Source organism: Halomonas maura, from assembly GCF_030409305.1.
GTDB lineage: Bacteria > Pseudomonadota > Gammaproteobacteria > Pseudomonadales > Halomonadaceae > Halomonas > Halomonas maura.
Window position 1 is genome coordinate 147,098 of the sequence record NZ_JAUFPQ010000017.1, and the last position, 26,796, is coordinate 173,893.

Sequence of the window (26,796 nt, forward strand, 5' to 3'; positions counted from 1 at the left end):
GAAGGCGGGATAGCCGCCGCGGCCACTGCGGCAGCCCGCTGCCCGTGCTAGATTCGAGCCCTCGGCCGCCCGCCGGCGGGACGGCCCCGGACACGACAGGAAGCGGCATGCAAGACCCGGTACTGGTGATCAACTGTGGCTCGTCATCGATCAAGTACGCGCTGGTTCCGAGCGTCCCCCAGGCGCCTCGCCTGGCCGGCCTGGTGGAACGGCTGGGGGCCGTGGATGCCCGCCTCACCGGCACCGACCGGCGGGGACAGCGCGTGTCCCGGGCCCTGCACGGTGCCGGGCATCACGAGGCCATGGCGGCCATCCTGGAACAGCTGGAGGGCCTGGCGCCGATCGGCGTGGGCCACCGCATCGTCCACGGCGGCGAGCGCTTCACGGCTGCCACCCTGCTGAACGATGCGATGATGCGTCGCCTCGAGGCCATGAGCGAGCTGGCGCCGCTGCACAACCCCGCCAACCTCGAGGGCGTCGCCGCCACCCGGCGGCTGTTCCCGACGCTGCCCCAGGTGGCGGTGTTCGACACCGCCTTCCACCAGAGCCTGCCGCCCCGGGCCTACCGCTATGCCCTTCCCGAGGCCCTCTACCGCAACCTGGGGATCCGCCGCTACGGCTTCCATGGCAGCAGCCATGCCTATGTCAGCCGCCGTGTCGACCGCCTGAGCGACCGCGCCCAGGGGGGCTGGCTGATCGCCCACCTGGGCAACGGTTGCTCCACCTGTGCGGTCTGGCAGGGCCGCAGCCTCGACACCAGCATGGGCCTGACGCCCCTCGAGGGCCTGGTGATGGGCACCCGCAGCGGCGATGTCGATCCGGGGCTGCACGCCCACCTGTCGCGCCGGCTGGGCTGGTCACCGGCACGCATCGACACCCTGCTCAACAAGGAGAGCGGCCTGCTCGGCCTGTCGGGCCTGTCCAACGACATGCGCCGCCTCGAGCAGGCCGCCGCGGAGCACCACGCCGGCGCCGCCCTGGCCATCGAGGTGTTCAGCTACCGGCTCGCCAAGTCCCTGGCGGGCCTGTCCTGCGCCCTGCCCCGCCTGGACGGCATCGTCTTCACCGGCGGCATCGGCGAGAATGCCGCCGCCATCCGCGCCCGGGCCATCGACCAGCTGCCCCACTTCGGGCTGCGCCTCTCGGCCACGGCCAATGCCCACGCCGTGGATGGCCAGGAAGGGCGCATCGATGCCGGCGGGGGCGGCCCTCAGGTCTGGGTCATCCCCACCGACGAGGAGGCGCATATCGCCGGGGAAACGCGCCGCCTGCTGGAGATCCCCCGCCCATGAGTCCCGTCGATGCCACGGCCACCGAGCCCCGCACCCTGCTGGTCGTGCCGACCGACGCCGGCGTCGGCCTGACCTCGGCCTGTCTCGGCCTGCTGCGGGCCCTGGACACCCTGGGCCTGCGCAGCGCCTTCATGAAGCCCTTCCGCCAGGACGATCTCAACGGGGCGGGACCCGACCGCACCTCGGCCCTGGTGGCCGGCACCCTCGGCCTGACGCCGCCATTGCCCTTGCCTCAGCCCGCCCTGGAACGGCTGCTGCGCGAGGACCGGCTCGACGACCTCATGGAGCATGCCGTGGCGCGCCACGCCGAGCTGGCCGCCCCGACAGACGGCGAGCCCGCCGAGTTGATCCTGGTGGAAGGGCTGGCGCCCAGCCCGCACAGCAGCTATGCCACCCGGCTCAACGCCCAGCTAGCCCACGCCCTGGATGCCCGCATCATCCTGGTGGCCGATGGCGATCCGGCCGACCCCCAGGCGCTGGCCGAGCGGCTGGACATGCAGGCCCAGGCCCTCGACGGCGAGGGGACCCGGCGCCTGCTGGGCTGCATGCTGATGCGGCTGCCGCCCCAGCAGGCGGCCGCCGCCGAGCCGCCGGAGGCCTCGGCCCACCGGGCCCCGGCCATCCTCGCGACCTGGCGGGAGCGCCTGGCCGACCTCGATGCCGAGACGCCACCGCTGATCGCGGCGGTGCCCTATCACGCCGCCCTGAGTGCCCCGCGGGTGCTGGACGTGGCCCGCGCCCTTGACGCACGCTTCCTCCACGAGGGCGAGGCCGCGACACGCCGGGTGCTGGGGACCAGCCTGTGCGCCCGCAGTGCGGCGCATTCCCTGCATGCCTTCCAGCCGGGGCGGCTGATCGTCAGCTCCGGGGATCGCGATGACACCCTGCTGGCGACGGCGCTGGCCACCATGAACGGGGTCCGCCTGGCCGGGCTGCTGCTGACCCATGGCGAGCCGCCCGAGGCGGCGATGATCGAGTTCTGCCGCCCGGCCCTGCAGACCGGCCTGCCGGTGCTCGCCGTGGACAGCGACAGCTATACCACGGCGCGGCGACTGGACCAGATGAGTCGCGACATTCCCCGGGACGATCCCGAGCGGGCCGAGCGGGTGACGCGCTTCGTCGCCGACCACCTGGATCTCGACTGGCTCCGGCAGACGCTGAGCCAGGGGTTCCCCCACCGGCTGTCCCCGGCGGCCTTCCGTCACCGGCTGGTGAGCATGGCACAGCAGACCCGGCGACGCATCGTGCTGCCCGAGGGGGACGAGCCGCGCACCCTGGAGGCCGCCATCGTCTGCCAGCGCCGCGGCATCGCCGACTGCGTGCTGCTCGGCCAACGCGAGGCGATCGCCGAGGTGGCCCGCCGACGCGGCCTCGAGCTGCCCGAGGGGCTGGAGATTATCGATCCGCACCGCATTCGCCTGCGCTACGTCAAGCCGATGGTGGCGCGCCGCCAGGGCCGGCTCAATGCCCTGACCGCAGAGGCCCAGCTCCACGACAACGTGGTGCTGGGCACCATGATGCTCGCCGAAGGCCAGGTGGACGGCCTGGTCTCGGGCGCGGTGCATACCACCGCCAACACCGTCCGCCCCGCCTTCCAGCTGATCAAGATGGCCCCCGGCTATTCGCTGGTCTCGTCGGTGTTCTTCATGCTGCTGCCGGACCAGGTGGTGGTCTACGGCGACTGCGCGGTGAATCCCGACCCCGACGCCGAGGCCCTGGCGGAGATCGCCGTGCAGAGCGCACACTCGGCGGCCGCCTTCGGCATCGAGCCCCGGGTCGCCATGCTCAGCTACTCCACCGGCGCGTCCGGCCGCGGGGCCGACGTCGACAAGGTGCGCCGGGCCACCCAGCTGGCCCGGCAGCGGGCGCCGCAACTCGCCATCGACGGCCCCCTGCAGTACGACGCCGCCGCCATCGAGAGCGTCGGCCGACAGAAGGCGCCGGGCTCCCCGGTGGCCGGACGCGCCACGGTGTTCGTGTTCCCCGACCTCAATACCGGCAACACCACCTACAAGGCGGTCCAGCGCAGCGCCCGGGTGGTCAGCGTCGGCCCCATGCTGCAGGGGCTCGACAAGCCGGTGAACGACCTCTCCCGCGGGGCCCTGGTCGACGACATCGTCTACACCATCGCCCTGACCGCCATCCAGGCCGGCCAGCGCCGTTGAACGCGCCTTTGTGGGCCGCGCCCCGCGAGACGGGAAAGGCACACCTTTCCCCCTCCCCTTCGCCGACCTAGAGTGGAAGCATACTCGTCGTTCCCCAGCAGGAGGCTCGCCCATGACCGCGCAAGACCGGCCCACGGCCTTGGCAGGAAACGGGCGACCCGCCCAGCTGGCGCTCTTCGCACGCAACTTCTTCAAGCACCCCCGCATGCTCGGCTCGATCATCCCCAGCTCGTCCTTCCTGGTGCGGCGCTTGCTGGCGCGGGTCGACTGGCAGCATGCCCGGGTCATCGTCGAATATGGGCCCGGGGTCGGGACCATCACCCGGGAACTCCTGCACCGCATGCCCCCGGAGTCGACCCTGGTGGTGCTGGAGACCAACCAGGAGTTCGTCGACTTCCTCCAGCAGTCCCTGCCGGATCCCAGGCTGCGGGTGGTCCAGGGGTCCGCGGAGACGGTCCAGACCGAGCTGGCCCGCCTGGGCCTGCCCGCCGCCGACTACGTGCTGGCCGGCATCCCCTTCAGCACCATGTCGGCCACGAGCCGCGCGTCCGTCCTCACCAGCAGCCTGGACGCGCTCTCGCCCCAGGGCGCCATGTTGATCTACCAGTTCTCCTCCCGGGTGCTGCCCGACCTGCGCCGCGTCTTCTCCGACGTGGAGTGTGATTTCGAGCCGCTCAATATCCTCCCGGCGAAGCTCTACTACTGCCGCCCCTGAGGCGCCCGCGCCGCATCCCCCTTCATGGCCCTGGCCACCGGCGGGTGGGGATGGACCATGAGGGCGATCATCAGCACGGCCCTTCCCGATGCACGATGCCGCCCCCCCTGGCCTGAGCGGGAGATTGCGCATATCCTCTGAGCCATACGTGATGGCCCGCACCGCAACAGGGAGACCGCAATGACCGGACTGTTACCCGATGTCGACCCCGATGGACTGCTCGAGTACTCGGTGGTCTACACGGACCGTTCGCTCAACCACATGTCGGAGAGCTTCCAGGAAGTGATGCGCGACATCTCCGCCACCCTCAAGAAGGTCTACCGCGCCCATTCCGCGGTGATCGTGCCGGGTAGCGGTACCTTCGGCATGGAGGCGGTCACCCGCCAGTTCGCCACCGACCGGCGTTGCCTGGTGATCCGCAACGGCTGGTTCAGCTATCGCTGGAGCCAGATCCTGCAGCAGGGCGACATCCCGTCCGACCTCGGCGTGCGCAAGGCTCGCCGACTGGATGACGACGATCCCACCTCGCCCTTCGCGCCGCCGCCCCTCGAGGAGGTGATCGAGTCGATCCAGGACCAGAAGCCCGACCTGGTCTTCGCCCCCCACGTCGAGACCGCCTCCGGCATACAACTGCCGGACGACTATCTGCGGCGCATCGCCGAGGCCATCCACGACGAGGGGGGGCTGCTGGTACTCGACTGCATCGCCTCGGGCGCCATCTGGGTCGACATGCAGGACGTCGGCGTCGACGTGCTGATCAGTGCGCCCCAGAAGGGCTGGAGCGGCTCGCCCTGCTGCGGCATGGTGATGCTCTCGCGCCTGGCCCGGGAGATCATCGACGAGACCGAGAGCTCGAGCTTCGCCTGCGACCTGCGCAAGTGGCTGTCGATCATGGAGACCTACGAGGCCGGCGGCCACGCCTACCATGCCACCATGCCCACCGACGGCCTGCGCCAGCTGCGCGACGTGATGGCCGAGACGCAGGCCTATGGCATCGACAAGGTCCGCGACGAACAGCTCGAGCTGGGACGCCGCGTCCGCGAGCTGCTCACCGAACATGGCTACCGGAGCGTCGCCGCCCCGGGCTATGAGGCGCCCGGCGTGGTGGTCTACTACACCGACGATCCCGACATCGCCGTCAAGTTCGCCGCCGCCGGCGTCCAGGTGGCCACCGGCGTGCCGCTGATGTGCGACGAGGGCGATGACTTCCGGACCTTCCGCATCGGCCTGTTCGGGCTCGACAAGCTGCACCATATCGAGCGCAGCCTGGGCCACCTCGAACGTGCCCTCACGGCGGTCGAGTCCGGCCACGAGACAGCCTGAGGCCACTCCCCCGGAACGACGAAGGGCGGCCATTGGCCGCCCTTCGTGTCTTTCGGGGCTCGATGGAAGACGGGGCTCGACTCAGGAACCGAGCAACGAGAGGAGAATGCGTTCCCCATAGCCCCACAGCAGCACCGTCAGGCCGAGCAGCGCCTCCAGCACCAGCACGCCGATGCCGAGCGTGGTACTGGAGACGATGAAGCCCTCCTCGCGACTGATGCCGAGGAAGGCCGGAATCCCCAGGTACAGCAGGTAGGCGGTGTAGCAGAGCCCGATGATGCCGGCCAGCAGACACAACCAGACCAGCGGGTAGACCGCCACGATGCCGCTGAGGAACATCGGCGTGGCCACATAGCCGGCGAACACGATGCACTCGCTCTGTCTCGGGGGCGTCGTGAAGCGCTTGGCCATGGCGCGGATCACCTTGCCCACGACGTAGACCGCCGCGAGGATCACCAGATAGAAGACGACCCCTGCGCCGAGGGCATCCAGGTAGCCGAGCTGTATCGTGGTCTCGCCCCCCAGCCCCCAGCCCACCTGGGTCGTGCCGATATAGGAACAGATGACCGGGATGGCCGCCAGCAGCAGCACATGATGCTCGTAGAGGTGGGTGAGCGTCTCGCGCTCTTCCTTGATCTGGCGCCACTCGCGCTGCGGGTGGGCCAGCAGTCCCCAGGCATGTGTCAACATCGCGTTACCTCCTGCCGTCGACGGGCCGGGCGGCCCGTCGGTCCATTGTGTCAGACGACACACGCAGTATAGGCAGCAGGCGGGACGGCATGCCCGCGGCAAGGAACGCTCAGTTCAACGCAGCGGCCCAGAGTGGCGCGGCCGGCGGCAGACTCGCATCCAGTGACATCATCAGGCTCAGGGCGGTGATGGTCAGGATCGAGAAGCCGAAGACCCGCCGGGCCCAGCGCTCCTCGTCATCGGCGCGATAGCCCTGCAGGGCCAGGTACAGCCAGTAGCCGCCCATGCCCAGGGCCACGGCGAAGTAGCCCGGTCCCGCATAGCCCGCCACGCTCAGCGCGAGGGATGCCGCCACGAAGGCCAGGATGTAGCCGAGGATGTAGTGCTTGGCGGTCTGGATGCCCTTGACCACCGGCAACACCGGGATCGAGGCCGCGCGGTAGTCCTTCAGCCGGAAGATGGCGATGGCATAGGAATGCGGCATCTGCCACAGGCAGAAGATCACCAGCAGCGTCAGCGCACCGGTATCGAATGCCCCGGTAACCGCGCAGTAGCCCACCACCGGCGGCACCGCCCCGGACAGGCTACCCACCAGGGTGCCGTAGGCGGAGCGACGCTTCATGCACAGGCTGTAGGCCCCCACGTAGATGGCGAAGCCGAACACCGCCAGCCCCACCGTGAGGCCGTTGGTGAACAGCGCCAGCAGGGCGAAGCCCGCGACCCCGAGCAGGGTCGCGAAGCGCAGCGTGGCGGCCGGCGTGAGCCGTCCCTGGACCAGCGGACGGTTGCGCGTGCGCGTCATCAGGGCGTCGATGTCCCGGTCGATGACGTTGTTGAAGGCACAGCCGGAGGCGATCACCAGCGCCAGTCCGACCAGGGTCGCCAGCAGCAGCGTCGGGTCCACCTCCCCTCGGGCGGCCAGGAAGAAGCCGCCCAGTACCGAGATGGTGTTGCCACCGATGATTCCCGGCTTGGTGAGGGTGAGATAGTCCTGGCGCAGGGTCGGCACCGGAGTCAGCCGATCATCATGTTCAGATGCAGATGATGCATGATCCATAGGGAACCTCCGATGACCAGAACCAGGATCGTCACGGTGAAGACGAATGACATGAAGTTCCAGCCTTCATCGGCCTTGGTATTCATGTGCATGAACAGCACCAGCTGGACCAGTAGCTGGGCCACGGCCGCCACCACGATGGTGATCACCGTCGCCAGGGTATCGAGGGCCCCGGTCATCACCACCCCGAAGGGGATGATGGTCAGGACGATGGACAGGATCAGGCCGATCACATAGGACTTGACGCTGCCGTGGCTGTGCTCGTCGTGCGTATGTGCACTCATGTCACAGGACTCCCATCAGGTAGACGAAGGAGAAGACGCAGATCCAGACGATATCCAGGAAGTGCCAGAACAGGCTCAGGCACATGATCCGCGGGCGAGTGACGTCGGTCAGGCCCTTCTGCTTGACCTGGAGGATCATCACCAGGATCCAGATCAGTCCGAAGGTCACGTGCAGGCCGTGGGTGCCGACCAGGGTGAAGAAGGCCGACAGGAAGCCGCTGCGATCCGGGCCGAAGCCTTCATGGATCAGGTGCTGGAACTCGTAGATCTCCATGGCCACGAAGGCGGCGCCCAGGGCGAAGGTGATCCACAGCCAGCGACCGACCTTGGCCGCCTGGTTGGCGTTCATGGACAGCACGGCCATGCCGTAGGTGAAGCTCGAGAACAGCAGCAGGAAGGTCTCGACCAGGATGAACGGCAGCTCGAAGATCTCGCCCGGGGTCGGGCCCCCGGCCGTGCCCCGCAGGAGCACGGCGTAGGTGGCGAACAGCGATCCGAAGATCACCAGGTCGCTCATCAGGTAGACCCAGAAACCGAAGACCTTGGTGCCCGCCGCATCGTGATGATCGTCGTGGTGGTCATGCCCGTGGGCATGACCGTGATTGCTCAGTGTATTGGTAGCCATGATTACGCCTGCACCCCCAGCCGAGTTGAATACGCGAGGTCACCCTTCTGCTTCAAGCGCTGACGGTGCTCGCGCTCGATGCGCTCCACCTCTGCCGCCGGCACGTAGTAGTCGACGTCCTCGTTGAAGACACGGGCGATGAAGGTCGCAAAGACCCCGAGGCCCCCCACGGCCACCAGCCACCAGATATGCCACACCAGGGCGAAGCCGGCGATGGTGGCGAACAGCGCCATGACCGGGCCTTCCCAGGTGTTCTTGGGCATGTGGATGTCCTGGTAGGGCGGCTCGGACAGCGGCGGCTGACCACCATTGGCCTGCTTGACCGTCCAGAAGTCATCGACGCCCTTCACCTCGGGCAGGTGCGCGAAGTTGTAGAACGGCGACGGAGAGGAGGTCGCCCACTCCAGGGTGCGGCCGTCCCAGGGATCGCCGGTCACGTCCTGGTTCTGCTTGCGATCCCGGATACTCACGTAGAACTGGATCACGGTACAGGCGATGCCGGCGGCGATGATCAGCGCACCGACCCAGGCGATGACCATCAGCGGCTGCCATTCCGGATTGCTATAGGACTGCATGCGCCGCACGGCACCGAAGAAGCTCAGCACGTAGAGCGGCATGAAGGCCACGTAGAAGCCGATGATCCAGCACCAGAAGGAGCGCTTGCCCCACTTCTCGTCCAGGGTGAAGCCGAAGGCCTTGGGGAACCAGTAGGTCAGGCCCGCCAGCATGCCGAACACCACGCCGCCGATGATGACGTTGTGGAAGTGGGCGATGACGAACAGGCTGTTGTGCAGCACGAAGTTCGCCGCCGGCACCGAGAGCATCACGCCGGTCATGCCACCGATGGTGAAGGTGATGATGAAGCCGAGGGTCCACAGCACCGGCGAGGTGAATTCCAGCCGGCCGCGGTACATGGTGAACAGCCAGTTGAAGATCTTCACCCCGGTGGGAATGGCGATGATCATCGTCATGATGCCGAAGAAGGCATTGACGTTGGCGCCCGCCCCCATGGTGAAGAAGTGGTGCAGCCAGACGATGAACGACAGCAGGGTGATCGCCACCGTGGCCCAGACCATGGTGTTGTAGCCGAACAGGCGCTTCTTGGCGAAGGTCGCGATGACTTCGGAGAACACGCCGAAGGCCGGCAGGATCAGGATGTACACCTCGGGGTGGCCCCAGGCCCAGATGAGGTTGACGTACATCATCATGTTGCCACCGAGATCGGTGGTGAAGAAGTGCATGCCCAGGTAACGATCCAGGGTCAGCAGCGCGATGGTCGCGGTCAGGATCGGGAAGGAGGCGATGATCAGGATGTTCGCGCACAGCGAGGTCCAGGTGAAGATCGGCATCCGGAACAGGGTCATGCCCTTGGTGCGCATCTTCAGGATGGTGACGAAGAAGTTGATCCCCGTCAGGGTCGTGCCGATTCCCGATATCTGCAACGCCCATATCCAGTAGTCCACCCCGACCCCGGGACTGTAATCGAGTCCCGAGAGTGGCGCATAGGCCAGCCAGCCGGTCTTGGCGAACTCGCCGACGAACAGCGAGACGTTGACCAGCACCACGCCGGAGGCAAACAGCCAGAAGCTCAGGTTGTTCAGGAACGGGAAGGCCACGTCACGCGCGCCGATCTGCAGCGGCACCACCAGGTTCATCAGGCCGATGACCATGGGCATGGCGACGAAGAAGATCATGATCACGCCGTGGGCGGTGAAGATCTGGTCATAGTGTGAAGGAGGCAGGAAGCCCTCGGCCCCGGCCGAGGCCATCGCCAGCTGGGAACGCATCATGATGGCGTCCGCGAAGCCGCGTAGCAGCATCACCAGGGCGACGATGAAGTACATGATGCCGAGCTTCTTGTGGTCGATGGAGGTGATCCACTCCTTCCACAGATAGCCCCACTTCTTGAAGTAGGTGATGGCGCCCGTAATCCCGAGCCCGCCCAGCACGATGGCCGCAACGGTCACCATGATGATCGGCTCGTCGAACGGAACCGCCTCTAGACTGAGTTTTCCGAACATAATTTACTCCGCTGCCTCCGCGCTCATGGGCTTGCCGTGAGAGTCGGCCGACTCGTGGTGACCGCTACCATGGCCGAAGCCATCGGCATAGCTGTCGGCGTATTTCGACACACGCGCCTCGTGGTCACCGCCGGCATGGAAGCTCTTGATGATGCTCTCGTAGAGAGCCGGGGATACCTCGGAGAAATACTGGATCTCGGCGTCCTCGGAGGGCGCGGCGAGCTCGTAGTACTCCTCGGGGAAGGTCAGGGACTCGGACGACTCGCGGACCTCGGCGACCCAGGCCTCGAAGTCCTGCTCGGAGCCCACGTGGGCGTCGAAGGTCATGTCCGAGAAGCCGGCACCGCTGTAGTTGGTGGAGCGGCCGGGATAGACCCCTTGCTCATCGGCGATCAGGTGGACGTCGTTGTCCATGCCGGCCATGGCGTAGATCTGGCTGCCCAGGCGGGGAATGAAGAAGGAATTCATCACCGAGCCAGAGGTGACGCGGAAACGCACCGGCGTATCCTCGGGGAAGGCCAGCTCGTTGACCGTGGCGATGCCCTGTTCCGGGTAGATGAACAGCCATTTCCAGTCCAGCGAGACCGCCTCGATCACCATCGGTTCCTGGCCCTCTTCCTGCGTCTCGAGGGGCTTGTGCGGATCCAGGCTGTGCGAGGTGTACCAGGTCAGCAGCGCCAGGAAGGCGATGATCACGCAGGGGATCAGCCAGACCACGGCTTCGATCTTGTTGGAGTGGGCCCAGTCGGGCTGGTAGGTGGCATCACGGTTGCTCTGGCGGTAGCGCCAGGCGAACAGCAGGGTCATCACGATGACCGGGATGACGACGATCTGCATCAGCCCGAAGGCGGTCAGGATCAGGGTGCGCTGCTCTTCCCCGATCTGTCCCTTGGGATCCAGCAACGCCGAGCTGCAGCCCGCCAGCAGCAGGGGCAGCACTGCCAGCAGCAGGACGCCGAGCTTGCGCAGGGAGGGGGTTCGACTCATGTTTCGACCTCGTCAGGGGCTTGGTGACAGGCGCATAGCCTGTTCAATTTAAGCAAGCTATATGCATGCCCAAGACCTCTCCGGCGCAAGTCGACGCTCTCCCTGCAGGGGCGACCTTCGACCGTCGTGGAGAGGACTCCGGGGCTGACTCACGGCCCCTGGATCGGGACACGTCGAACGGTGCCACGAGCGGACAGCGGCCGTGAGGCCGGGATTGTGCAAACAGTGAGGGCAAAACGGAAGGGGCGATTTGACGCAGGGTGTCGCACCGCCCTCTCGCGAGGGCGGCAATTAGGTACGCCGGGCGGAAGGCGCTGGCCCTAGAAGGAGCCCATGCCCTTGGGCATGAAGCCCAGGTTGTTCTCCACGGCCTTCACGCCCTGGGTGTTCTCGGCGGCCACCTGGACCGCCCAGCGTTGCTCCTTGCTTTCGACCAGCCCCCATAGCTGGACGTTGCCGCCGGAGACGATGATGTTGAGGCGATCGACGATCACCCCGGTATGGGCATCGATTTCCTTGAGGATGGCCTCGCGAATCGCCCGGTCATCGTCCAGCGGCGCCTCCCCCGGCGAGGCAACCGAGAAGCCACGCAGCAGGTTGGCACGGCTGACGATGCCCACCAGGCGGCCGTCACGGACCACCGGCACCCGCTTGATGCCGCGCTTCTCCAGCAACGCCGCGATGCGATGCAGCGGTTCGTCTTCCTCCACGGTGACCGGCGACGGGGTCATGATCTCGCTGGCCAGACGCCCGTGGGTACGCACGTACTCGGCGTCCTTGTCGGCCATGGAGAATAGCCGCAGCCACCAGGAACCATGGGACTCTTCCGCTTCATCGCTCACGATGCGGCGAATCAGGTCCCCCTCGCTGACGATGCCGAGCACCCGCTCGTCCTTGTCGACCACCGGGACGGCACTGATGCTATGCTCCACCAGCAGGCTGGCGATCTCGCGGACTTCGCTGTCGGGGGACACGGTGATCACATGGGGCGTCATGACGTCGGCGGCATGCATGGTGAGGCCTCCAGAGCGTGGGTAGGCGTTACGCGGTCGCGGCGGCCGTCCCCGGCCGTGCTCTTATCAACATAGCAAGCCCCGGCGGTCGGGGCCTTGACCCTCGACAGGATCAAGGCGCCTCGCTCGCGTCGGGGATCGCCGGATCACCTGCCGCCCATGCCCGCGGGGCATGGCCCCGGCGACGGCTGAGCGGCTACCGGCCCGGCCCCGGCGCCCTCACGGAATCGCGCACCACCAGCTGCGGTGCAATCTTGAGGTGCTCGACGCTCGTGGCCTTGTCGGCGATGGCCGACGTCAGCAGGCGGCTGGCTTCCCGGCACAGCACCCCGGCCTGTTGGCGCACGGTGGTCAGGGCGGGGGTAAACAGCCGCGCGATCTCGATGTCGTCGTAGCCGATCACCGAGAGATCCCCGGGCACCTGCAGGCCCTGTCGGGTCGCCTGGCCGATGGCCCCCAGCGCGGAGAAGTCATTGAAGGCAAAGAGCGCCGTGGGCCGGTGTGGCCCCCCGCACAGTCGTCGCACCGCCGTCTCCCCGCTCTCGATGTCCATGTTGCCGGCATGCACCCAGTCCGGCTCGAGGGGCAGCCCCGCCTCGTCCAGCGCGCGTCGAAAGCCGCGGAAACGCCGCCTCGACTGGTGGTGCTGCTCGGGCCCGGCGATACAGCCGATCGCCCGGTGGCCCTGCTCGATCAGCTGGGAGGTCGCCAGATAGCCGCCGAGCTCGGAATCATCGCTGACGCTGGTCAGGCCGGGCGTGTCCGAATCCAGCAGCACCACCGGGAAGCTGCAGGACGCCAGCAGCTCCAGGTAGGCCTCGGAGAGCACCGATTCCAGCACCAGCAGCCCATCGATGCGCCGTCCCTTCAGCGTGCGGATGTAACTGCGCTGCTTGTCGATATCCCGCCCGGAATTGCACAGGATCAGATTGAAGCCGGCCGCGTAGAGCTCGGCCTCGAGTCGGGCGACCACCTCGGCGAAATAGGGGTTGGTCGAGCTGGTGACGATCAGCCCGATGGTGTGCGTCACGTTCTTCTTCAGCGACTGCGCCGAGCTGCTGGGGGTGTAGTCGAGCCGCTCGATCGCGGCCCTGACCCGGTCACGGGTCTCCGCCTTGACGAAGCGGGTGCCGTTGAGCACATGCGAGACCGTCGAGACGGATACCCCCGCCTCTCTCGCCACATCGGTAATCGTCACCATCGCCGGAGGCCACCCCCGCCCCATGCCTCTGTCACCCGCCTGTCGCTCATCGCCGCTTGCCTCCCTACCGTTCGGATCGCCTGCCCCCGGACCACGCCACGGCATTGCCGGGTGGGGCTTCGCCACGCCCAGCATAACGTATTGATTCATCGAGTAGCAGCGGCCTCGGCGGCGCTCTGGCCCGCGACCGCCCGCGCCGCCTCCTCGCCGGGAGCCATCCCTGGCTCGACACCATGGTACCCCAATCGGGGCAGAGAAAAACGTTTGCGCAAACGTTTTTCTCTGCGCTAGGGTGAGTGCAACCCATCGAGCCCCTGGGCCCCACAGCGCCTCGGCCGACCGTCCATCAACAACGACAGGGTGAATGCAGTGACTACCGCCCCCATCGCCTCCCCCCGGGACGCCACCTCGGCCGCCCATGCCGACGCGGTCGTCGTCGGCAGCCTCAACATGGACCTCGTGGTCCGCACGCCGCGCCATCCCCGGCCCGGCGAGACCCTGCTCGGCCGAGGCTTGACGGCCACCCCGGGCGGCAAGGGCGCCAACCAGGCCGTGGCCCTGGCGCGCCTCGGCGCCAGCACCGCGATGGTCGGCCGCGTCGGCGACGATGCCTACGGCCAGGCGCTCTTGGCCAACCTCGACCGCGAGAACATCCGGCGCCGGGGCGTGCAAACGAGTGCCGACACCACGACCGGCACGGCCATGATCCAGGTCGATGACGCCAGCCAGAACAGCATCGTGGTCATTCCCGGCAGCAACGCCGCGCTGACCCCGGCCGACGTGGCAAGCGTCGATGACCTGCTGCGCCAGGCCAGGCTGGTGGTCTGCCAGCTGGAGGTCCCCCTGCCCACCGTGCGCGACGCGCTGGCCCGCGCCCGTCGTCATGGCGCCACCACCCTGCTCAACGCCGCCCCGGCCATGACGCTGCCCCGTGACCTGCTGGCGCTGGTCGACTGGCTGGTGGTCAACGAGAGCGAGGCCGCCGCCCTGTCCGGCCAGCCCGTCGGCCATCCCGACGAGGCGGCCCAGGCCATACGCCGCCTGCGCCAGTCCGGCTGCCGCCAGATCCTCGTCACCCTGGGCGCCCAGGGGGTGGTCGCGGGCGACGACGACGGCCTGCATCACTACCCGGCCTCGGCGGTCACGGCCATCGACACCACCGCGGCCGGCGACACCTTCGTCGGCGGCTTCGCCGCGGCGCTGCTGCGCGGCGAGGCCGTGGCAGCGGCGATCCTCGAGGGCCAGGCCGCCGCCGCCCTCGCCGTGACCCGCGCCGGCGCCCAGGCGTCGATCCCCCACCGCCACGAACTCGCCGACCACTGACCTCCACAGGAGACCCACCATGGCCACCCCCGCTCCCACCAAGGTGATCTTCGACACCGACCCGGGCATCGACGACGCCATGGCGCTGCTGTTCCTGCATCGCCACCCGGGCCTCGAGCTGCTCGGCATCACCACGGTGCACGGCAACGCCCGCACCGACACCACCACCCGCAACGCCCGCTACCTGGCCGAGCGCTTCGGCCTCGAGGTCCCCGTCGCCCGCGGCGCGGCGGAGCCCCTGGCGATGCCCAAGTCGGCACCGCCCACCGTCGTCCACGGTGACGACGGCCTGGGCAACGCCGGCCTGTCCTTCGCGCCGACCCTCCCGCTGGACCCGCGCCCCGCCTACCGGCTGATCATCGACACCCTGCGCCGCCATCCCGGCGAGGTGACGCTGATCGCCGTCGGCCCGCTGACCAACCTGGCCCTGGCGCTCAAGGAGGACCCGGCGATCGCCGGCCTGGTCAAGGAGGTCGTGGTGATGGGCGGCGCCTTCGGCGTCGACGGCCAGGGCGGCAACATCACCCCGGTGGCCGAGGCCAACATCCACGGCGACCCCCACGCCGCCGACCTGGTCTTCACCGCCGACTGGCCGGTCACCCTGGTCGGCCTGGACGTCACCCACAAGGTGCAGATGCGCGACGCCGACTTCCGCCGCCTGCGCGAGCTGGGCGGCGAGGACGGCGACTTCATGTGGCGGATCTCGCGCCACTACGTGGGCTTCTATTCCGAGCGCGAGGCCATCGACGGCTGCTATGTGCATGACTCCAGCGCCGTGGCCTACGTGCTCGACCCGAGCCTGTTCACGATACGCCGCGGCCCGGTGCGTGCGGTGCGCGGCGGCCTCGCCATGGGCCAGACCATCCAGCGGCCCGACGACCGGGACTACCCGCCCAACGCCTGGGACGGCCTGCCCTCGCAGCGGGTCTGCGTGGACGTGGATGGCCCGCGCCTGATGGCGCTGTTCATGGACACCTTTATCGCCCCCGAGCAGACGCAAGACGCCTGAGACGCCCCCTCGCAGACCTGTCGACGGCTAACTGCGATCACCATGCATCCACTCCAGGCTGGACACCGACAATGACAACGCCCGACACCGACACCCTCGCCAACGCGCTGCGCGCCCTCGCCATGGACGCCGTGCAGCGGGCCGGCTCCGGCCACCCCGGCATGCCCATGGGCATGGCCGAGATCGCCGTCGCCCTGTGGCACCGCCACCTGCGCCACAACCCGGCCAACCCCGACTGGCCCGACCGTGACCGCTTCGTGCTCAGCAACGGCCACGGCTCGATGCTGCTCTACGCCCTGCTGCACCTGACCGGCTACGACCTCTCCAGCGACGACCTGGCCGCCTTCCGCCAGCTGTACAGCCGCACCCCGGGCCACCCGGAGCTCGGCTATACCCCCGGCGTCGAGACCACCACCGGCCCGCTGGGCCAGGGGCTGGCCAACGCCGTGGGCCTGGCGCTCGCCGAGCGCCTGCTGGCCGACGAGTTCAACCGCGATGGCTTCCCGCTGGTCGATCACCATACCTACGCCTTCGTCGGCGACGGCTGCCTGATGGAGGGCATCAGCCACGAGGCCGCCTCGCTGGCCGGCACCCTGGGGCTCGGCAAGCTGATCGTGCTCTACGACGACAACGGCATCTCCATCGACGGCGAGGTCGCGGGCTGGTTCACCGACGACACCGCGGGGCGCTTCGCCGCCTACGGCTGGCAGGTGATCCCCGCCGTCGATGGCCACGACGTGGCGGCCGTCGACGTCGCCATCGCCCGGGCCAAGGCCGACGACCGCCCCACCCTGATCGCCTGCCGAACCCTGATCGGCAAGGGCGCGCCCTCCAAGCAGGGCAGCCACGCCAGCCACGGCGCCCCGCTGGGCGATGCCGAGATCCGCGCCGCCCGCGAGGCCCTGGGCTGGCCCCACGCGCCCTTCGCGATCCCCGACGACGTGGCCGAGGCCTGGAGCGCCCGGGAACGCGGCGAACGCCACGAGGCCGCCTGGCAGGCAGGGTTCGCCCGCTACGCGACGGCCTACCCCGAGGCCGCCCGGGAGTTCGAGCGCCGCCTCGCCGGCGAGCTGCCGGCGGACTTCGCCGGCCAGGCCCGGCAACGGCTCGAGGCGGTGGCCGAACGGGCGGAAACGCTCGCCACGCGCCAGGCCAGCCAGCAGGCGATCCAGGCCTTCGCCGCGGGGCTGCCGGAGCTGGTCGGCGGCTCCGCCGACCTGGCCGGCTCCAACCTGACGCTGTGGGAGGCGGCCCGCCCGGTCGGCCGCCATGGCGGCGGCAACTATGTGCACTACGGGGTGCGTGAATTCGGCATGGCCGCGGTCATCAACGGCCTGTGCCTGCACGGCGGCCTGCGGCCCTTCGGCGCTACCTTCCTGATGTTCTCCGAATACGCCCGCAACGCCCTGCGCATGGCCGCGCTGATGAAGATCAACCCGATCTTCGTGTTCACCCACGACTCCATCGGCCTCGGCGAGGACGGCCCCACCCACCAGCCGGTGGAGCAGACCGCCACCCTGCGCCTGATGCCCAACATGGACGTCTGGCGCCCCTGTGACGCCAGCGAGACCCGCGTCGCCTGGCAGGCCGCCCTGGAGCACACCACCACGCCCACCAGCCTGATCCTCAGCCGCCAGGCGCTGGCCGCCCAGCCCCGCGATGCCACGCAGCTGGCCGAGATCCGCCGCGGCGGCTACGTGCTCGCCCGGGAGGCCGGGCCGCTGGACCTGGTGCTGATCGCCACCGGCTCGGAGGTCGAACTGGCCGTCGAGGCCCGGACCCGGCTCGCCGGCGAGGGCGTGCAGGCCCGGGTGGTGTCGCTGCCCTCGACCTTCGCCTTCGATCGCCAGGACCGCGGCTACCGCGACGCCGTGCTGCCGCCCGGCGTGCCGCGCCTGGCGGTGGAGGCCGGGGTGACCGACTACTGGCGCAAGTACGTGGGCCTCGACGGCGACGTGGTGGGGCTCGACAGCTTCGGCGAGTCGGGCCCGGCCGACGCGCTGTATCGCCACTTCGGCCTCACCGCCGAGGCCGTCACCGCACGGGCCCGCCGACTGCTGGCCCCCACCCCCGCATCCCAGGAGGTACCCGCATGAGTCGTCTGAGTCGCATCGCCGAATTCGGCCAGCAGGTCTGGCTGGACAACCTGTCGCGCCGGCTGCTCGAGAGCGGGCGCCTGGCCCGCTGGCTGGAGGAGGACGCCATCGCCGGGGTCACCTCCAACCCGGCGATCTTCCACAAGGCCATCGCCGAGGACCCGCGCTACCGCGACGACCTGGCGCGCCTGCGCGACCGGGAGCCCGACCCCGAGCGCCGCTTCGAGGCGCTGGTGCTGCCCGACATCCGCGCGGCCTGCGACCTGCTGCGCCCGCGCTTCGAGGCCAGCCAGGGCGAGGCGGGCTTCGTCAGCTTCGAGGTCTCGCCGCGCCTGGCCCAGGACCCGGACGCCACCCTGGCCGCCGCCGAGCGCCTGTGGGCCGCCATCGACCGGCCCAATGCCATGATCAAGATTCCGGCCACCCGTGCCTGCCTGCCGGCGATCCGCGACGCCATCGCCGCCGGCCTCAACGTCAACGTCACCCTGATGTTCTCGCCGCGCCACCTCGACGAGGTCTTCGCGGCCTATCGCGACGGCCTGGCCGTCCGGCACGCCGCCGGCAAGCCGGTGGATCACATCCGTGCGGTGGCGAGCGTCTTCCTCAGCCGGGTGGACACCCTGGTCGACGCCATGCTGCCGGAGGCTGCCGCCCACCTGCGCGGGCACATCGCCGTGGCCTCGGCCAAGGCCGCCTACGCGCGCTGGCAGGCGACCTTCGGCGGCGAGGACTTCGCCGAGCTGCGCGCGGCCGGCGCCCATCCCCAGCGCTGCCTGTGGGCCAGCACCGGCACCAAGGACCCGGCCTACTCCGACGTCATGTACGTGGAGGAGCTGATCGGCCCCGACACCGTCAACACCGTCCCCGACGCCACCCTGGCGGCCTTCGCCGACCACGGCGAGGCCGCCGAGACGCTGACCGCCGACCTGGCGACGGCCCACGAGCGGCTCGCCGAGCTGGCCGCCCTGGGCATCGACCTGGACGAGATCGGCGAGCGCCTGCAGCGCGAGGGCCTCGCGGCCTTCGACCAGGCCTACGACGAGCTGCTGCGCCTGGTCGACTGACCGGCCGGCCTTGCCGACATCATCACTCGATACAACGACAATACGAGGAAACCATGTCGCATTCCCCACGCCTCGCCTCCCGGGCGGGAGGCGAGCTCCTCCACCGTGCGCCGCACGGGCCCGTCGCCTCACTCGGCGACGGGTTCCTCGGTGATCACCTCGTCGATGTCCTCGAGCCCAGCGAAGCGCGCCGGGCGCACCTGGCCCTGCTTGCTGGCATCGACCACCAGCACCCGGCGCTGGGCGGTGGCGATGGCGGCCTGCTTGGGCGCCACCTCGTGGAAGTGGAAGCAGCTGAGCCCCTGGCGCGGATGCACGCCGGCCGCCGACAGGAAGGCCTTGTTGAGACCGAAGGAGCGGATCGTCTCGGCCATGTCGTCGCTGGAAAAGGAGCGCGACGAGCCATGATAGACCCCGCCCAGCAGCCACAGCCGCACCCCCGGCCGGGCGCTGACCGCCTCGGCCACGTTGAGGGCATAGGTGACCACCGTCAGCGACAGGTCCTCGGGCAGGCTCAACGCCAGCGGCATCAGCGTGGTGCCGCAGTCGATGAACAGCGTATCGCCCTCCTCCAGGGTGGCCAGGGCCCGCTCGCACAGCCGGCGCTTGGCCTCGGCGTGCCGGTCGCGCTGCACGGCCAGGTCGTAGCCCGGCACCTGGCGGGGATCGTCGGCGCGCATCAGGTGGCCGCCGATCAGCACCAGTGCATCATCGGCTCCCGCCAGGTCGCGGCGGATGGTCATCGCCGAGACCCCGCACAGCGCCGCCGCCTCGGCCAGCCGCAGGCTGCCGCCCTCGGCCAGGGCCTGTTGCAGGCGCGCCAGCCGCGCCGCACTTCGTTCGTTCACTCCGCTACCTCTCGCCTCTCGGGACGGCACTCGACGAGCCCTCGTCCGGTTGCGTTGACGCCGCCTCGATCTCGGGGTTGCGGCGCGAAATGTGAATAAAATAACATTGCCATGTTACTCGAATAACAGACACGTCGCTCATCCCCCGGCCCGACCGGGTTCACCTACCGACGTCGACGTGATCGTCCGTCCCCCTGAATACCCGGCGCATCACACGACAACAACACCAAGGAAAGCCGATTCCATGCCGAACCACATGACGCCTCGTACCCTCGCGCCCCTGGCCGGCCTGCTGCTGGGCACCGCCGCGCTGCCCGCCGGCGCCGGCGACGACGCCTCGTCCTCGTCCTTCACCCCGCAGTGGTCGTTCGCCAACGCCTCGATCAACTACCTCGACTGGTCCGACGGCACCGAGCAGCGCACCGCCAGCAACGCCGCCAAGGGCGACTTCTTCTACCTCGAGCTCGAGGGCGGCGCGGGCTTCGACTGGGGGGAGTTCTACGGATTCTACGATTTCGAGAACCCCCACAACGACACCCTCGAGGACGATACCCGCGACAACCGCCGCAGCGCCGCCAAGGTCACCTCGCATCTCTATCTGGGCGACTCGCCCTTCTCGCTCTACTTCCACGTCTACGACTTCCGCGACTACGGTTTCGACAGCGAGGAGCAGGATCGCATCGCCGGGCTGGGCTATCGCCATACCTTCGCCAACGGGCTGTGGATCAAGCCCTTCCTCGGCAAGGCCTGGGTCGAGAGCGGCGACGGCGGCTACGACGGCGAGAACGGCTACATGGCCGGCTGGGTGCTGGGCTACGACTTCGCGGCCTTCGGCGAGCGCTTCAGCCTGAGCAACTGGCACGAGCAGACCTTCGACCGCGACGACGACTACCTGCGCCAGAACTACGTCAACGGCCCGGCCGGCGGCGTCGGCACCAACGGCGCGGTGGCCCTGTGGTGGCACCCGACCGACACCATCACCGGCGGCGTGCAGTATCGCTACTCGCACAACAAGCTGGGTACCGCCGACGACTATCAGAATGCGATGATCTACACCCTGAAGGTCAACTTCCTGTGATGTACGACTGTTTGTGAGCCATCGCCGGTCATGAGGCCGTGACGTGCCCATGCCGCCAACCACAAGGACCTCCCCATGACCTTGATCATGAGCGTGATCGGGATGGCGACGCTGATTGCCATCGCCCTGATCTTCTCCTCCAACCGCCGGGCGATCCGCCTGCGCACCGTGGGCGGCGCCTTCGCCATCCAGGCCGGCCTCGGCGCCTTCGTGCTCTACGTGCCGGTGGGCCAGACGGTGCTCAAGACCGTCTCCGACGCCGTCAGCCAGGTGGTGCTCTACGCCAACGACGGCATCGACTTCCTGTTCGGTGGCCTGGCCAACGTCGAGTCCGTGGGCTTCGTGTTCGCCATCAAGGTGCTGCCGGTCATCATCTTCTTCTCGTCGCTGACCGCGGTGCTCTACTACCTCGGCATCATGCAGTGGGTGATCCGCATCCTCGGCGGCGCCCTGCAGAAGGCGCTCGGCACCTCGCGCACCGAGTCGCTCTCGGCCACCGCCAACATCTTCGTCGGCCAGACCGAGGCGCCGCTGGTGGTGCGCCCCTTCATCGCCCGCATGACCCCCTCCCAGCTGTTCGCGGTGATGTGCGGCGGCCTGGCCTCGGTGGCCGGCTCGGTGCTGGCCGGCTACGCCGCGCTGGGCATCCCCATGGAGTACCTGGTGGCCGCCTCCTTCATGGCCGCCCCCGGCGGGCTGCTGTTCGCCAAGCTGCTGATGCCCGAGACCGAGACCGCGAACGATGACATGGCCGAGGCGGAGGAACGCCTCGACGCCGAGGAGCACCATCCCAGCAACGTGCTGGACGCCGCGGCCGCCGGGGCCTCCTCGGGCCTTTCCCTGGCCGCCAACGTCGGCGCCATGCTGCTGGCCTTCATCGGCCTGATCGCCCTGCTCAACGGCCTGATCGGCGGGGTCGGCGGCTGGTTCGGCGTGGAGTCGCTGAGCCTGGAGCTGATCCTCGGCTGGCTGTTCTCGCCGCTGGCCTTCCTGCTCGGCGTGCCCTGGGAGGAGGCGACGCTGGCCGGCTCCTTCATCGGCCAGAAGCTGGTGGTCAACGAGTTCGTCGCCTATATCAACCTGGCGCCCTACATCGACGGCGAGCGGGTGGTCGCCGCCACCGGCGAGGCGATGTCGGCCCACACCACGGCGATCCTGTCCTTCGCGCTGTGCGGCTTCGCCAACCTGTCGTCCATCGCCATCCTGCTCGGGGGCCTGGGCAGCATCGCCCCGAGCCGGCGCCACGAGATCGCGCGGTTTGGCATCAAGGCCGTGCTGGCCGGTACCCTGTCCAATCTGATGTCCGCCACCCTCGCCGGCTTCTTCCTCGCGCTGGGCGCCTGAGGAGTCGGCACGCGCCGCGGCCAACGCCGCGGCGTTCCCATTTCCCTTTACAGGACGATCCCATGACCGATCTGCAACGCGCTGCCCGCCAGGCGCTCTCGCTGATGGACCTCACCAGCCTCAACGACGACGACACCGATGCCGCCATCGAGGCGCTGTGCCAGCGGGCCAAGACCCCGGTGGGCACGCCGGCGGCGGTCTGCGTCTACCCCAACTTCATCGTCCCGGCCCGCCGGGCGCTCACCGCCCACCGCCTCAACGACACGGTGAAGATCGCCACGGTGGCCAACTTTCCCCACGGCGACGCCGACGTCATGGGCGCCGCGCGCGAGACCCGCGAAGCCGTGGCCTCCGGGGCCGACGAGGTCGACGTGGTCTTCCCCTACCGCGCCCTGCTGGCGGGCGACGAGGCCGTGGGCCAGGAGCTGGTCGAGATGTGCAAGGCGGCCTGCGGCGACAAGACCCTCAAGGTGATCCTCGAGACCGGCGAGCTCGAGGACCCGGCGCTGATCCGCCGTGCCGCGGAGCTCGCGGTCGCCGGCGGCGCCGACTTCCTCAAGACCTCCACCGGCAAGGTGGCGGTGAACGCCACCCTGGAGGCCGCCCAGATCCTCCTCGAGGTGATCCGCGACAGCGACCGCGACGTGGGCTTCAAGGCCGCCGGCGGGGTGCGCTCCGCCGAGGATGCCGAGGCCTACCTGGCCCTGGCCGAGCGCCTGATGGGCGCGGCCTGGATCACCCCGGCCCACTTCCGCTTCGGCGCCTCGGGCCTGCTCGACGACCTGCTGGTCACCCTCGGCCTGGCGGGTGGCGTCGCCGCTCCCGAGGCGAGCTACTGATGCTGCCCCAGGAGGCCATCCGCGCCAAGCGCGACGGCCAGCGCCTGGACACCGCGACGATCCACGACCTGGTCGCCGGCATCGGTGACGGCGGCCTCGGCGACGCCCAGGTCGGCGCGCTGGCCATGGCCATCTATCTCAGGGGCATGGACGCCGCCGAGACCGTGGCGCTGACCGAGGCCGTCCGCGACTCCGGCGAGGTGTTGGACTGGGCCGGGCTCGACCTGCCCGGCCCGGTGCTCGACAAGCATTCCACCGGCGGCGTCGGCGATCTCGTCTCGCTGGTGCTCGGTCCCTGGGTCGCCGCCTGCGGCGGCCATGTGCCGATGATCTCCGGGCGCGGCCTGGGCCACACCGGCGGCACCCTGGACAAGCTCGAGGCGATCCCCGGCTACTCGGTCACGCCGGACACCGCCACCTTCCGCCGCCTGGTCAGGGACGTCGGCGTGGCGATCATCGGCCAGACCGGCGAGCTGGCCCCGGCCGACAAGCGCCTCTATGCGGTGCGCGACGTCACCGCCACCGTGGAATCGCTGCCGCTGATCGTCTCCTCGATCCTCGGCAAGAAGCTCGCCTGCGGCCTCGATGCCCTGGTGATGGACGTCAAGGTCGGCAGCGGCGCCTTCATGCCCACCGTAGAAGCATCCCGAGAGCTCGCTACCACCATCGCCGAGGTGGCGAGCCGTGCCGGCACGCCGACCACGGCGCTGCTCACCGACATGAGCCAGCCGCTGGCGCCCTGCGCCGGCAATGCCGTGGAGGTCCGCGAGGCCCTGGCGGTGCTCACCGGCGAGCGCCGCGATGGCCGCCTGCTGGAGGTGACCCGCACCCTGGCCGCGGAGACGCTGCTGGCCGGCGGGCTGGCCGCGGATCGCCACAGCGCCCTGGCCCGTCTCGACGAGCGCCTGGCCTCCGGCGCGGCCGCCGAGCGCTTCGCGCGCATGGTGGCCGGCCTCGGCGGGCCGGCCGACCTGCTCGAGGCCGTTGACCGCCATCTGCCCACCGCCCCGGTGGTGCGCGAGATCCGCGCCGAGCGCAGCGGCTACCTGCGCACCTTCGACACCCGGGCGCTGGGCATGGCGGTGGTGGAGCTGGGCGGCGGGCGCCGTGCGCCCAAGGACGCCATCGACCCGGCCGTGGGCCTGGCCGATATCGCCGCGCTGGGCGAGCGGGTGGCGGCCGGCCAGCCCCTGGCGATGATCCATGCCAGAAGCGAGCAGGAGGCCGAGCGCGCCGAGCAGCGGCTGCGCGGTGCCATCGAGATCGGCGAGACGGCCCTTGCCGAACCTACACTGATACACGACGTCATTCGTCGGGAGGCCCCATGACCCGCGCCCTCGTGCTCGTCCTCGATTCCTTCGGCATCGGCGCCACCCCGGATGCCCCGGCCTTCGGCGATGCCGGGGCCGATACCCTGGGCCATATCGCCGCGGCCTGTGCCCGGGGCGAAGCGGATAGTGCCGAACGCCATGGCCCGCTCGCGCTGCCGAACCTCGGCCGCCTGGGGCTCTTCCACGCCCACCGCGAGAGCACCGGCGACTGGGCCGAGGGGGTCACCCCGCCCGACGCCGTGACCGGCGCCTATGGCCACGCCCGCGAGCTCTCCTCGGGCAAGGACACCCCCTCCGGGCACTGGGAGCTCGCCGGGGTGCCGGTGCGCTTCGAGTGGGGCTACTTCCTGGAGCGCGAGCACAGCTTCCCGCCGGCGCTGCTCGAGGCGCTGGTCCGGGAGGCCGGGCTGCCCGGCGTGCTCGGCGACTGCCACGCCTCCGGCACCGAGATCATCGCCCGCCTCGGCGAGGAGCACCGGCGCACCGGCCAGCCCATCGTCTACACCTCGGCGGATTCGGTGTTCCAGATCGCCGCCCACGAGGAGGCCTTCGGGCTGGCAAGGCTCTACGAGGTCTGCGAGATCGCCCGGCGCCTGCTCGAGCCCTACAACATCGGCCGGGTGATCGCCCGCCCCTTCACCGGCGATGACGCCGCCAGCTTCACCCGCACCGCCGCGCGCCGGGACTACAGCGTCGAGCCGCCTGCGCCCACGGTGCTGCAGCGCCTGCATGACGATGGCGGCCAGGTGGTGGCGATCGGCAAGATCGCCGACATCTACGCCCACTGCGGCATCTCGCAGACGATCAAGGCCAGCGGTCACGACGCCCTGTTCGACGCCACCCTGGCGGCGCTCGAGGTGGCCGGGGAGCGCACCCTGATCATGACCAACTTCGTCGACTTCGACATGGTCTATGGCCACCGCCGCGACGTGGCCGGCTACGCCGCCGCCCTGGAGGCCTTCGACGCCCGGCTGCCCGAGCTGCTCGGGCGCCTGGCCCCCGACGACCTGCTGGTGCTCACCGCCGATCACGGCTGCGACCCCACCTGGACCGGCACCGACCACACCCGCGAGCACGTGCCCGTGCTGGCCGTGGGCGCGGGGCTCGCCGCCGGCTCGCTCGGCGCGCGCGCCAGCTTCGCCGACATCGGCCAGAGCCTGGCCGAGCACTTCGGCCTGCCGCCCATGGACGACGGCGAGAGCTTCCTGCCGGCCCGTCCCCACCAAGGAGACCAATAATGGCGACACCCCATATCCAGGCCGCCCGCGGCGACTTCGCCGATACCGTGCTGATGCCCGGCGACCCGATCCGCGCCAGGTACATCGCCGAGACCTTCCTCGAGGATGCCCGCTGCATCAACGAGGTGCGCAACATGTACGGCTACACCGGCACCTACCGGGGCCGCGAGATCTCGGTGATGGGCCATGGCATGGGCATCCCCTCGGTGTCGATCTACGCCAAGGAGCTGATCACCGACTACGACGTCAAGCGGCTGATCCGGGTCGGCTCCTGCGGGGCGGTCCGTGACGACGTGGCGGTGCGCGACGTGGTGATCGGCCTGGGCGCGAGCACCGACTCCGGCGTCAACCGCACCCGCTTCCGCGGCCACGACTTCGCCGCCATCGCCGACTTCGATCTCACCCGCCACGCCGTGGATGCCGCCGCGGCCCAGGGCGTGCCGGTGAAGGTGGGCAACCTCTTCTCGGCGGACCTGTTCTACAACCCGGACACCGAACTGGTCGAGACCCTGCGCCGCTACGGCATCGTCGGCGTGGAGATGGAGGCCGCCGGCCTCTATGGCGTGGCCGCCGAGTTCGGCGCCCGGGCCGCGACCATCTGCACGGTCTCCGACCACATCGTCAAGGGCGACTCGCTGTCCAGCGAGCAGCGCGCCACCACCTTCGACGAGATGATGACCATCGCCCTGGACAGCGTGCTGCGCGACGACGCGGCCGGGGGGGCCGGCGCATGAGCGGCGAGATCGAGGCGGGGATCGTCGAGGCGTTGATCGAGGTGCGCGACCGCGCCTATGCGCCCTACTCCCACCACCCGGTGGGCGCCCTGGTGGTCAGCGAGAGCGGCACCCGCTATGCCGGCGCCAATGTCGAGGTGGCTCACTACAAGGGACTGTGCGCCGAGGCCTCGGCCATCGCCGCCATGGCCAGCGCCGGCGAGCGCGAGCTGCGCGAGGTCTACGTGATCGGCCCGGGCCAGCACCTGTGCACACCCTGCGGCGACTGTCGCCAGCGCATCCGCGAGTTCGCCACCCCGGCGACGCGGATCCGCGTGGTCGACGCCGAGGGTCGGCTGCTGCGCCGCTACACCATGGACGAGCTGCTGCCGGACTCCTTCGGCCCTGAGAACCTGGGCCGCGAGTCGGCGATGGACACCTGAGCGGCGCCGCCGGCGGGCCTCACCCCGCCGGCGGCGCCTTGGTAGACTGGGGCACCGCGTCAGGCCGCCGCAAACGACAGGAGACCCGCCCATACAT

The 26,796-nt window shown here is 69.5% G+C and carries 24 protein-coding genes; 15 read left to right on the top strand and 9 right to left on the bottom strand.

What is annotated here, in order from left to right; all coding sequences use genetic code 11:
• The first annotated feature begins 107 nt into the window (after positions 1-107).
• The 4 genes from QWY76_RS10745 to QWY76_RS10760 all read left to right on the top strand — a co-directional run bounded on the left by QWY76_RS10745 (position 108) and on the right by QWY76_RS10760 (position 5,495).
• On the top strand, positions 108-1,292 hold the full coding sequence (locus tag QWY76_RS10745) for an acetate/propionate family kinase (RefSeq protein WP_290311186.1): 1,185 nt from the start codon (positions 108-110) through the stop codon (positions 1,290-1,292).
• Positions 1,289-3,457: a phosphate acetyltransferase gene (pta, locus tag QWY76_RS10750; protein WP_290311187.1), complete on the top strand. Its 2,169-nt coding sequence runs from the start codon at positions 1,289-1,291 to the stop codon at positions 3,455-3,457. Before QWY76_RS10745 ends, pta begins: the two co-directional genes overlap by 4 nt.
• Before the next feature lie 112 nt (positions 3,458-3,569).
• Positions 3,570-4,172 (top strand): class I SAM-dependent methyltransferase, encoded by a 603-nt coding sequence (locus QWY76_RS10755; RefSeq protein WP_290311188.1) that lies wholly within the window; start codon positions 3,570-3,572, stop codon positions 4,170-4,172.
• Positions 4,173-4,352: 180 nt separating this feature from the next.
• Positions 4,353-5,495 (top strand): aminotransferase class V-fold PLP-dependent enzyme, encoded by a 1,143-nt coding sequence (locus tag QWY76_RS10760; RefSeq protein ID WP_290311189.1) that lies wholly within the window; start codon positions 4,353-4,355, stop codon positions 5,493-5,495.
• 81 nt (positions 5,496-5,576) lie between these two features.
• On the opposite strand, the gene QWY76_RS10765 is transcribed toward QWY76_RS10760, so the two are convergent.
• The 8 genes from QWY76_RS10765 to QWY76_RS10800 all read right to left on the bottom strand — a co-directional run bounded on the left by QWY76_RS10765 (position 5,577) and on the right by QWY76_RS10800 (position 13,373).
• Complete coding sequence (locus QWY76_RS10765; RefSeq protein WP_290311190.1) at positions 5,577-6,185, bottom strand: Yip1 family protein; 609 nt, start codon at positions 6,183-6,185, stop codon at positions 5,577-5,579.
• A gap of 109 nt (positions 6,186-6,294) precedes the next feature.
• Positions 6,295-7,242 (bottom strand): heme o synthase, encoded by a 948-nt coding sequence (cyoE, locus tag QWY76_RS10770; protein ID WP_290311191.1) that lies wholly within the window; start codon positions 7,240-7,242, stop codon positions 6,295-6,297.
• Complete coding sequence (gene cyoD / locus QWY76_RS10775) at positions 7,200-7,526, bottom strand: cytochrome o ubiquinol oxidase subunit IV (protein WP_183381770.1); 327 nt, start codon at positions 7,524-7,526, stop codon at positions 7,200-7,202. The genes cyoE and cyoD overlap by 43 nt, the downstream gene beginning before the upstream one ends.
• 1 nt (position 7,527) lies before the next feature.
• Positions 7,528-8,151, bottom strand: coding sequence for a cytochrome o ubiquinol oxidase subunit III (gene cyoC / locus QWY76_RS10780; RefSeq protein ID WP_290311192.1), 624 nt, complete (start codon positions 8,149-8,151; stop codon positions 7,528-7,530).
• Between the two features lie 2 nt (positions 8,152-8,153).
• Positions 8,154-10,172: a cytochrome o ubiquinol oxidase subunit I gene (cyoB, locus tag QWY76_RS10785; RefSeq protein ID WP_290311193.1), complete on the bottom strand. Its 2,019-nt coding sequence runs from the start codon at positions 10,170-10,172 to the stop codon at positions 8,154-8,156.
• Positions 10,173-10,175: 3 nt separating this feature from the next.
• Complete coding sequence (gene cyoA, locus QWY76_RS10790) at positions 10,176-11,159, bottom strand: ubiquinol oxidase subunit II (protein ID WP_290311194.1); 984 nt, start codon at positions 11,157-11,159, stop codon at positions 10,176-10,178.
• A gap of 320 nt (positions 11,160-11,479) precedes the next feature.
• A complete protein-coding gene (locus tag QWY76_RS10795) occupies positions 11,480-12,172 on the bottom strand; it encodes a CBS domain-containing protein (protein ID WP_290311195.1) in 693 nt (230 codons plus the stop codon).
• 196 nt (positions 12,173-12,368) lie between these two features.
• Positions 12,369-13,373, bottom strand: coding sequence for a LacI family DNA-binding transcriptional regulator (locus QWY76_RS10800; protein ID WP_290311196.1), 1,005 nt, complete (start codon positions 13,371-13,373; stop codon positions 12,369-12,371).
• 369 nt (positions 13,374-13,742) lie between these two features.
• Here QWY76_RS10800 and rbsK point away from each other — a divergent pair, with 369 nt between their 5' ends.
• The 4 genes from rbsK (at position 13,743) to tal (ending at position 18,865) form a co-directional block, all read left to right on the top strand.
• A complete protein-coding gene (gene rbsK, locus QWY76_RS10805) occupies positions 13,743-14,696 on the top strand; it encodes a ribokinase (RefSeq protein WP_290311197.1) in 954 nt (317 codons plus the stop codon).
• A gap of 19 nt (positions 14,697-14,715) precedes the next feature.
• Positions 14,716-15,705: a nucleoside hydrolase gene (locus tag QWY76_RS10810; protein WP_290311198.1), complete on the top strand. Its 990-nt coding sequence runs from the start codon at positions 14,716-14,718 to the stop codon at positions 15,703-15,705.
• A gap of 71 nt (positions 15,706-15,776) precedes the next feature.
• Positions 15,777-17,801, top strand: coding sequence for a transketolase (tkt, locus tag QWY76_RS10815; RefSeq protein WP_290311199.1), 2,025 nt, complete (start codon positions 15,777-15,779; stop codon positions 17,799-17,801).
• Entirely contained in the window at positions 17,798-18,865 is a 1,068-nt protein-coding gene (tal, locus tag QWY76_RS10820; RefSeq protein ID WP_290311201.1) for a transaldolase, read from the top strand. Before tkt ends, tal begins: the two co-directional genes overlap by 4 nt.
• Before the next feature lie 128 nt (positions 18,866-18,993).
• Here tal and QWY76_RS10825 read toward each other — a convergent pair whose 3' ends face one another.
• Entirely contained in the window at positions 18,994-19,713 is a 720-nt protein-coding gene (locus tag QWY76_RS10825; RefSeq protein ID WP_290311202.1) for a DeoR family transcriptional regulator, read from the bottom strand.
• A gap of 244 nt (positions 19,714-19,957) precedes the next feature.
• On the opposite strand from QWY76_RS10825, the gene QWY76_RS10830 reads away from it, so the two are divergent.
• The 7 genes from QWY76_RS10830 (at position 19,958) to cdd (ending at position 26,699) form a co-directional block, all read left to right on the top strand.
• Positions 19,958-20,791, top strand: coding sequence for an outer membrane protein OmpK (locus tag QWY76_RS10830; protein ID WP_290311203.1), 834 nt, complete (start codon positions 19,958-19,960; stop codon positions 20,789-20,791).
• Between the two features lie 75 nt (positions 20,792-20,866).
• Positions 20,867-22,135 (top strand): NupC/NupG family nucleoside CNT transporter, encoded by a 1,269-nt coding sequence (locus tag QWY76_RS10835; protein WP_290311204.1) that lies wholly within the window; start codon positions 20,867-20,869, stop codon positions 22,133-22,135.
• A gap of 62 nt (positions 22,136-22,197) precedes the next feature.
• On the top strand, positions 22,198-22,974 hold the full coding sequence (gene deoC, locus QWY76_RS10840; protein WP_290311205.1) for a deoxyribose-phosphate aldolase: 777 nt from the start codon (positions 22,198-22,200) through the stop codon (positions 22,972-22,974).
• On the top strand, positions 22,974-24,302 hold the full coding sequence (gene deoA / locus QWY76_RS10845) for a thymidine phosphorylase (RefSeq protein ID WP_290311206.1): 1,329 nt from the start codon (positions 22,974-22,976) through the stop codon (positions 24,300-24,302). The genes deoC and deoA overlap by 1 nt, the downstream gene beginning before the upstream one ends.
• Positions 24,299-25,543, top strand: a complete 1,245-nt coding sequence (locus QWY76_RS10850) for a phosphopentomutase (protein ID WP_290311208.1) — start codon at positions 24,299-24,301, stop codon at positions 25,541-25,543. Before deoA ends, QWY76_RS10850 begins: the two co-directional genes overlap by 4 nt.
• Positions 25,543-26,277 (top strand): purine-nucleoside phosphorylase, encoded by a 735-nt coding sequence (deoD, locus tag QWY76_RS10855; RefSeq protein ID WP_290311209.1) that lies wholly within the window; start codon positions 25,543-25,545, stop codon positions 26,275-26,277. The genes QWY76_RS10850 and deoD overlap by 1 nt, the downstream gene beginning before the upstream one ends.
• Positions 26,274-26,699: a cytidine deaminase gene (gene cdd, locus QWY76_RS10860; RefSeq protein WP_290311210.1), complete on the top strand. Its 426-nt coding sequence runs from the start codon at positions 26,274-26,276 to the stop codon at positions 26,697-26,699. The genes deoD and cdd overlap by 4 nt, the downstream gene beginning before the upstream one ends.
• The last annotated feature ends 97 nt before the right edge of the window (positions 26,700-26,796 follow it).

Excerpts from the sequence above, each read along its gene's own strand:
- QWY76_RS10745 (WP_290311186.1), top strand. The coding sequence starts at position 108 with ATGCAAGACCCGGTACTGGTGATCAACTGTGGCTCGTCATCGATCAAG.
- pta (WP_290311187.1), top strand. The coding sequence starts at position 1,289 with ATGAGTCCCGTCGATGCCACGGCCACCGAGCCCCGCACCCTGCTGGTC.
- QWY76_RS10755 (WP_290311188.1), top strand. The coding sequence starts at position 3,570 with ATGACCGCGCAAGACCGGCCCACGGCCTTGGCAGGAAACGGGCGACCC.
- QWY76_RS10760 (WP_290311189.1), top strand. The coding sequence starts at position 4,353 with ATGACCGGACTGTTACCCGATGTCGACCCCGATGGACTGCTCGAGTAC.
- QWY76_RS10765 (WP_290311190.1), bottom strand. The coding sequence starts at position 6,185 with ATGTTGACACATGCCTGGGGACTGCTGGCCCACCCGCAGCGCGAGTGG.
- cyoE (WP_290311191.1), bottom strand. The coding sequence starts at position 7,242 with ATGGATCATGCATCATCTGCATCTGAACATGATGATCGGCTGACTCCG.
- cyoD (WP_183381770.1), bottom strand. The coding sequence starts at position 7,526 with ATGAGTGCACATACGCACGACGAGCACAGCCACGGCAGCGTCAAGTCC.
- cyoC (WP_290311192.1), bottom strand. The coding sequence starts at position 8,151 with ATGGCTACCAATACACTGAGCAATCACGGTCATGCCCACGGGCATGAC.
- cyoB (WP_290311193.1), bottom strand. The coding sequence starts at position 10,172 with ATGTTCGGAAAACTCAGTCTAGAGGCGGTTCCGTTCGACGAGCCGATC.
- cyoA (WP_290311194.1), bottom strand. The coding sequence starts at position 11,159 with ATGAGTCGAACCCCCTCCCTGCGCAAGCTCGGCGTCCTGCTGCTGGCA.
- QWY76_RS10795 (WP_290311195.1), bottom strand. The coding sequence starts at position 12,172 with ATGCATGCCGCCGACGTCATGACGCCCCATGTGATCACCGTGTCCCCC.
- QWY76_RS10800 (WP_290311196.1), bottom strand. The coding sequence starts at position 13,373 with ATGGTGACGATTACCGATGTGGCGAGAGAGGCGGGGGTATCCGTCTCG.
- QWY76_RS10810 (WP_290311198.1), top strand. The coding sequence starts at position 14,716 with ATGGCCACCCCCGCTCCCACCAAGGTGATCTTCGACACCGACCCGGGC.
- tkt (WP_290311199.1), top strand. The coding sequence starts at position 15,777 with ATGACAACGCCCGACACCGACACCCTCGCCAACGCGCTGCGCGCCCTC.
- tal (WP_290311201.1), top strand. The coding sequence starts at position 17,798 with ATGAGTCGTCTGAGTCGCATCGCCGAATTCGGCCAGCAGGTCTGGCTG.
- QWY76_RS10830 (WP_290311203.1), top strand. The coding sequence starts at position 19,958 with ATGCCGAACCACATGACGCCTCGTACCCTCGCGCCCCTGGCCGGCCTG.
- QWY76_RS10835 (WP_290311204.1), top strand. The coding sequence starts at position 20,867 with ATGACCTTGATCATGAGCGTGATCGGGATGGCGACGCTGATTGCCATC.
- deoC (WP_290311205.1), top strand. The coding sequence starts at position 22,198 with ATGACCGATCTGCAACGCGCTGCCCGCCAGGCGCTCTCGCTGATGGAC.
- deoA (WP_290311206.1), top strand. The coding sequence starts at position 22,974 with ATGCTGCCCCAGGAGGCCATCCGCGCCAAGCGCGACGGCCAGCGCCTG.
- QWY76_RS10850 (WP_290311208.1), top strand. The coding sequence starts at position 24,299 with ATGACCCGCGCCCTCGTGCTCGTCCTCGATTCCTTCGGCATCGGCGCC.
- deoD (WP_290311209.1), top strand. The coding sequence starts at position 25,543 with ATGGCGACACCCCATATCCAGGCCGCCCGCGGCGACTTCGCCGATACC.
- cdd (WP_290311210.1), top strand. The coding sequence starts at position 26,274 with ATGAGCGGCGAGATCGAGGCGGGGATCGTCGAGGCGTTGATCGAGGTG.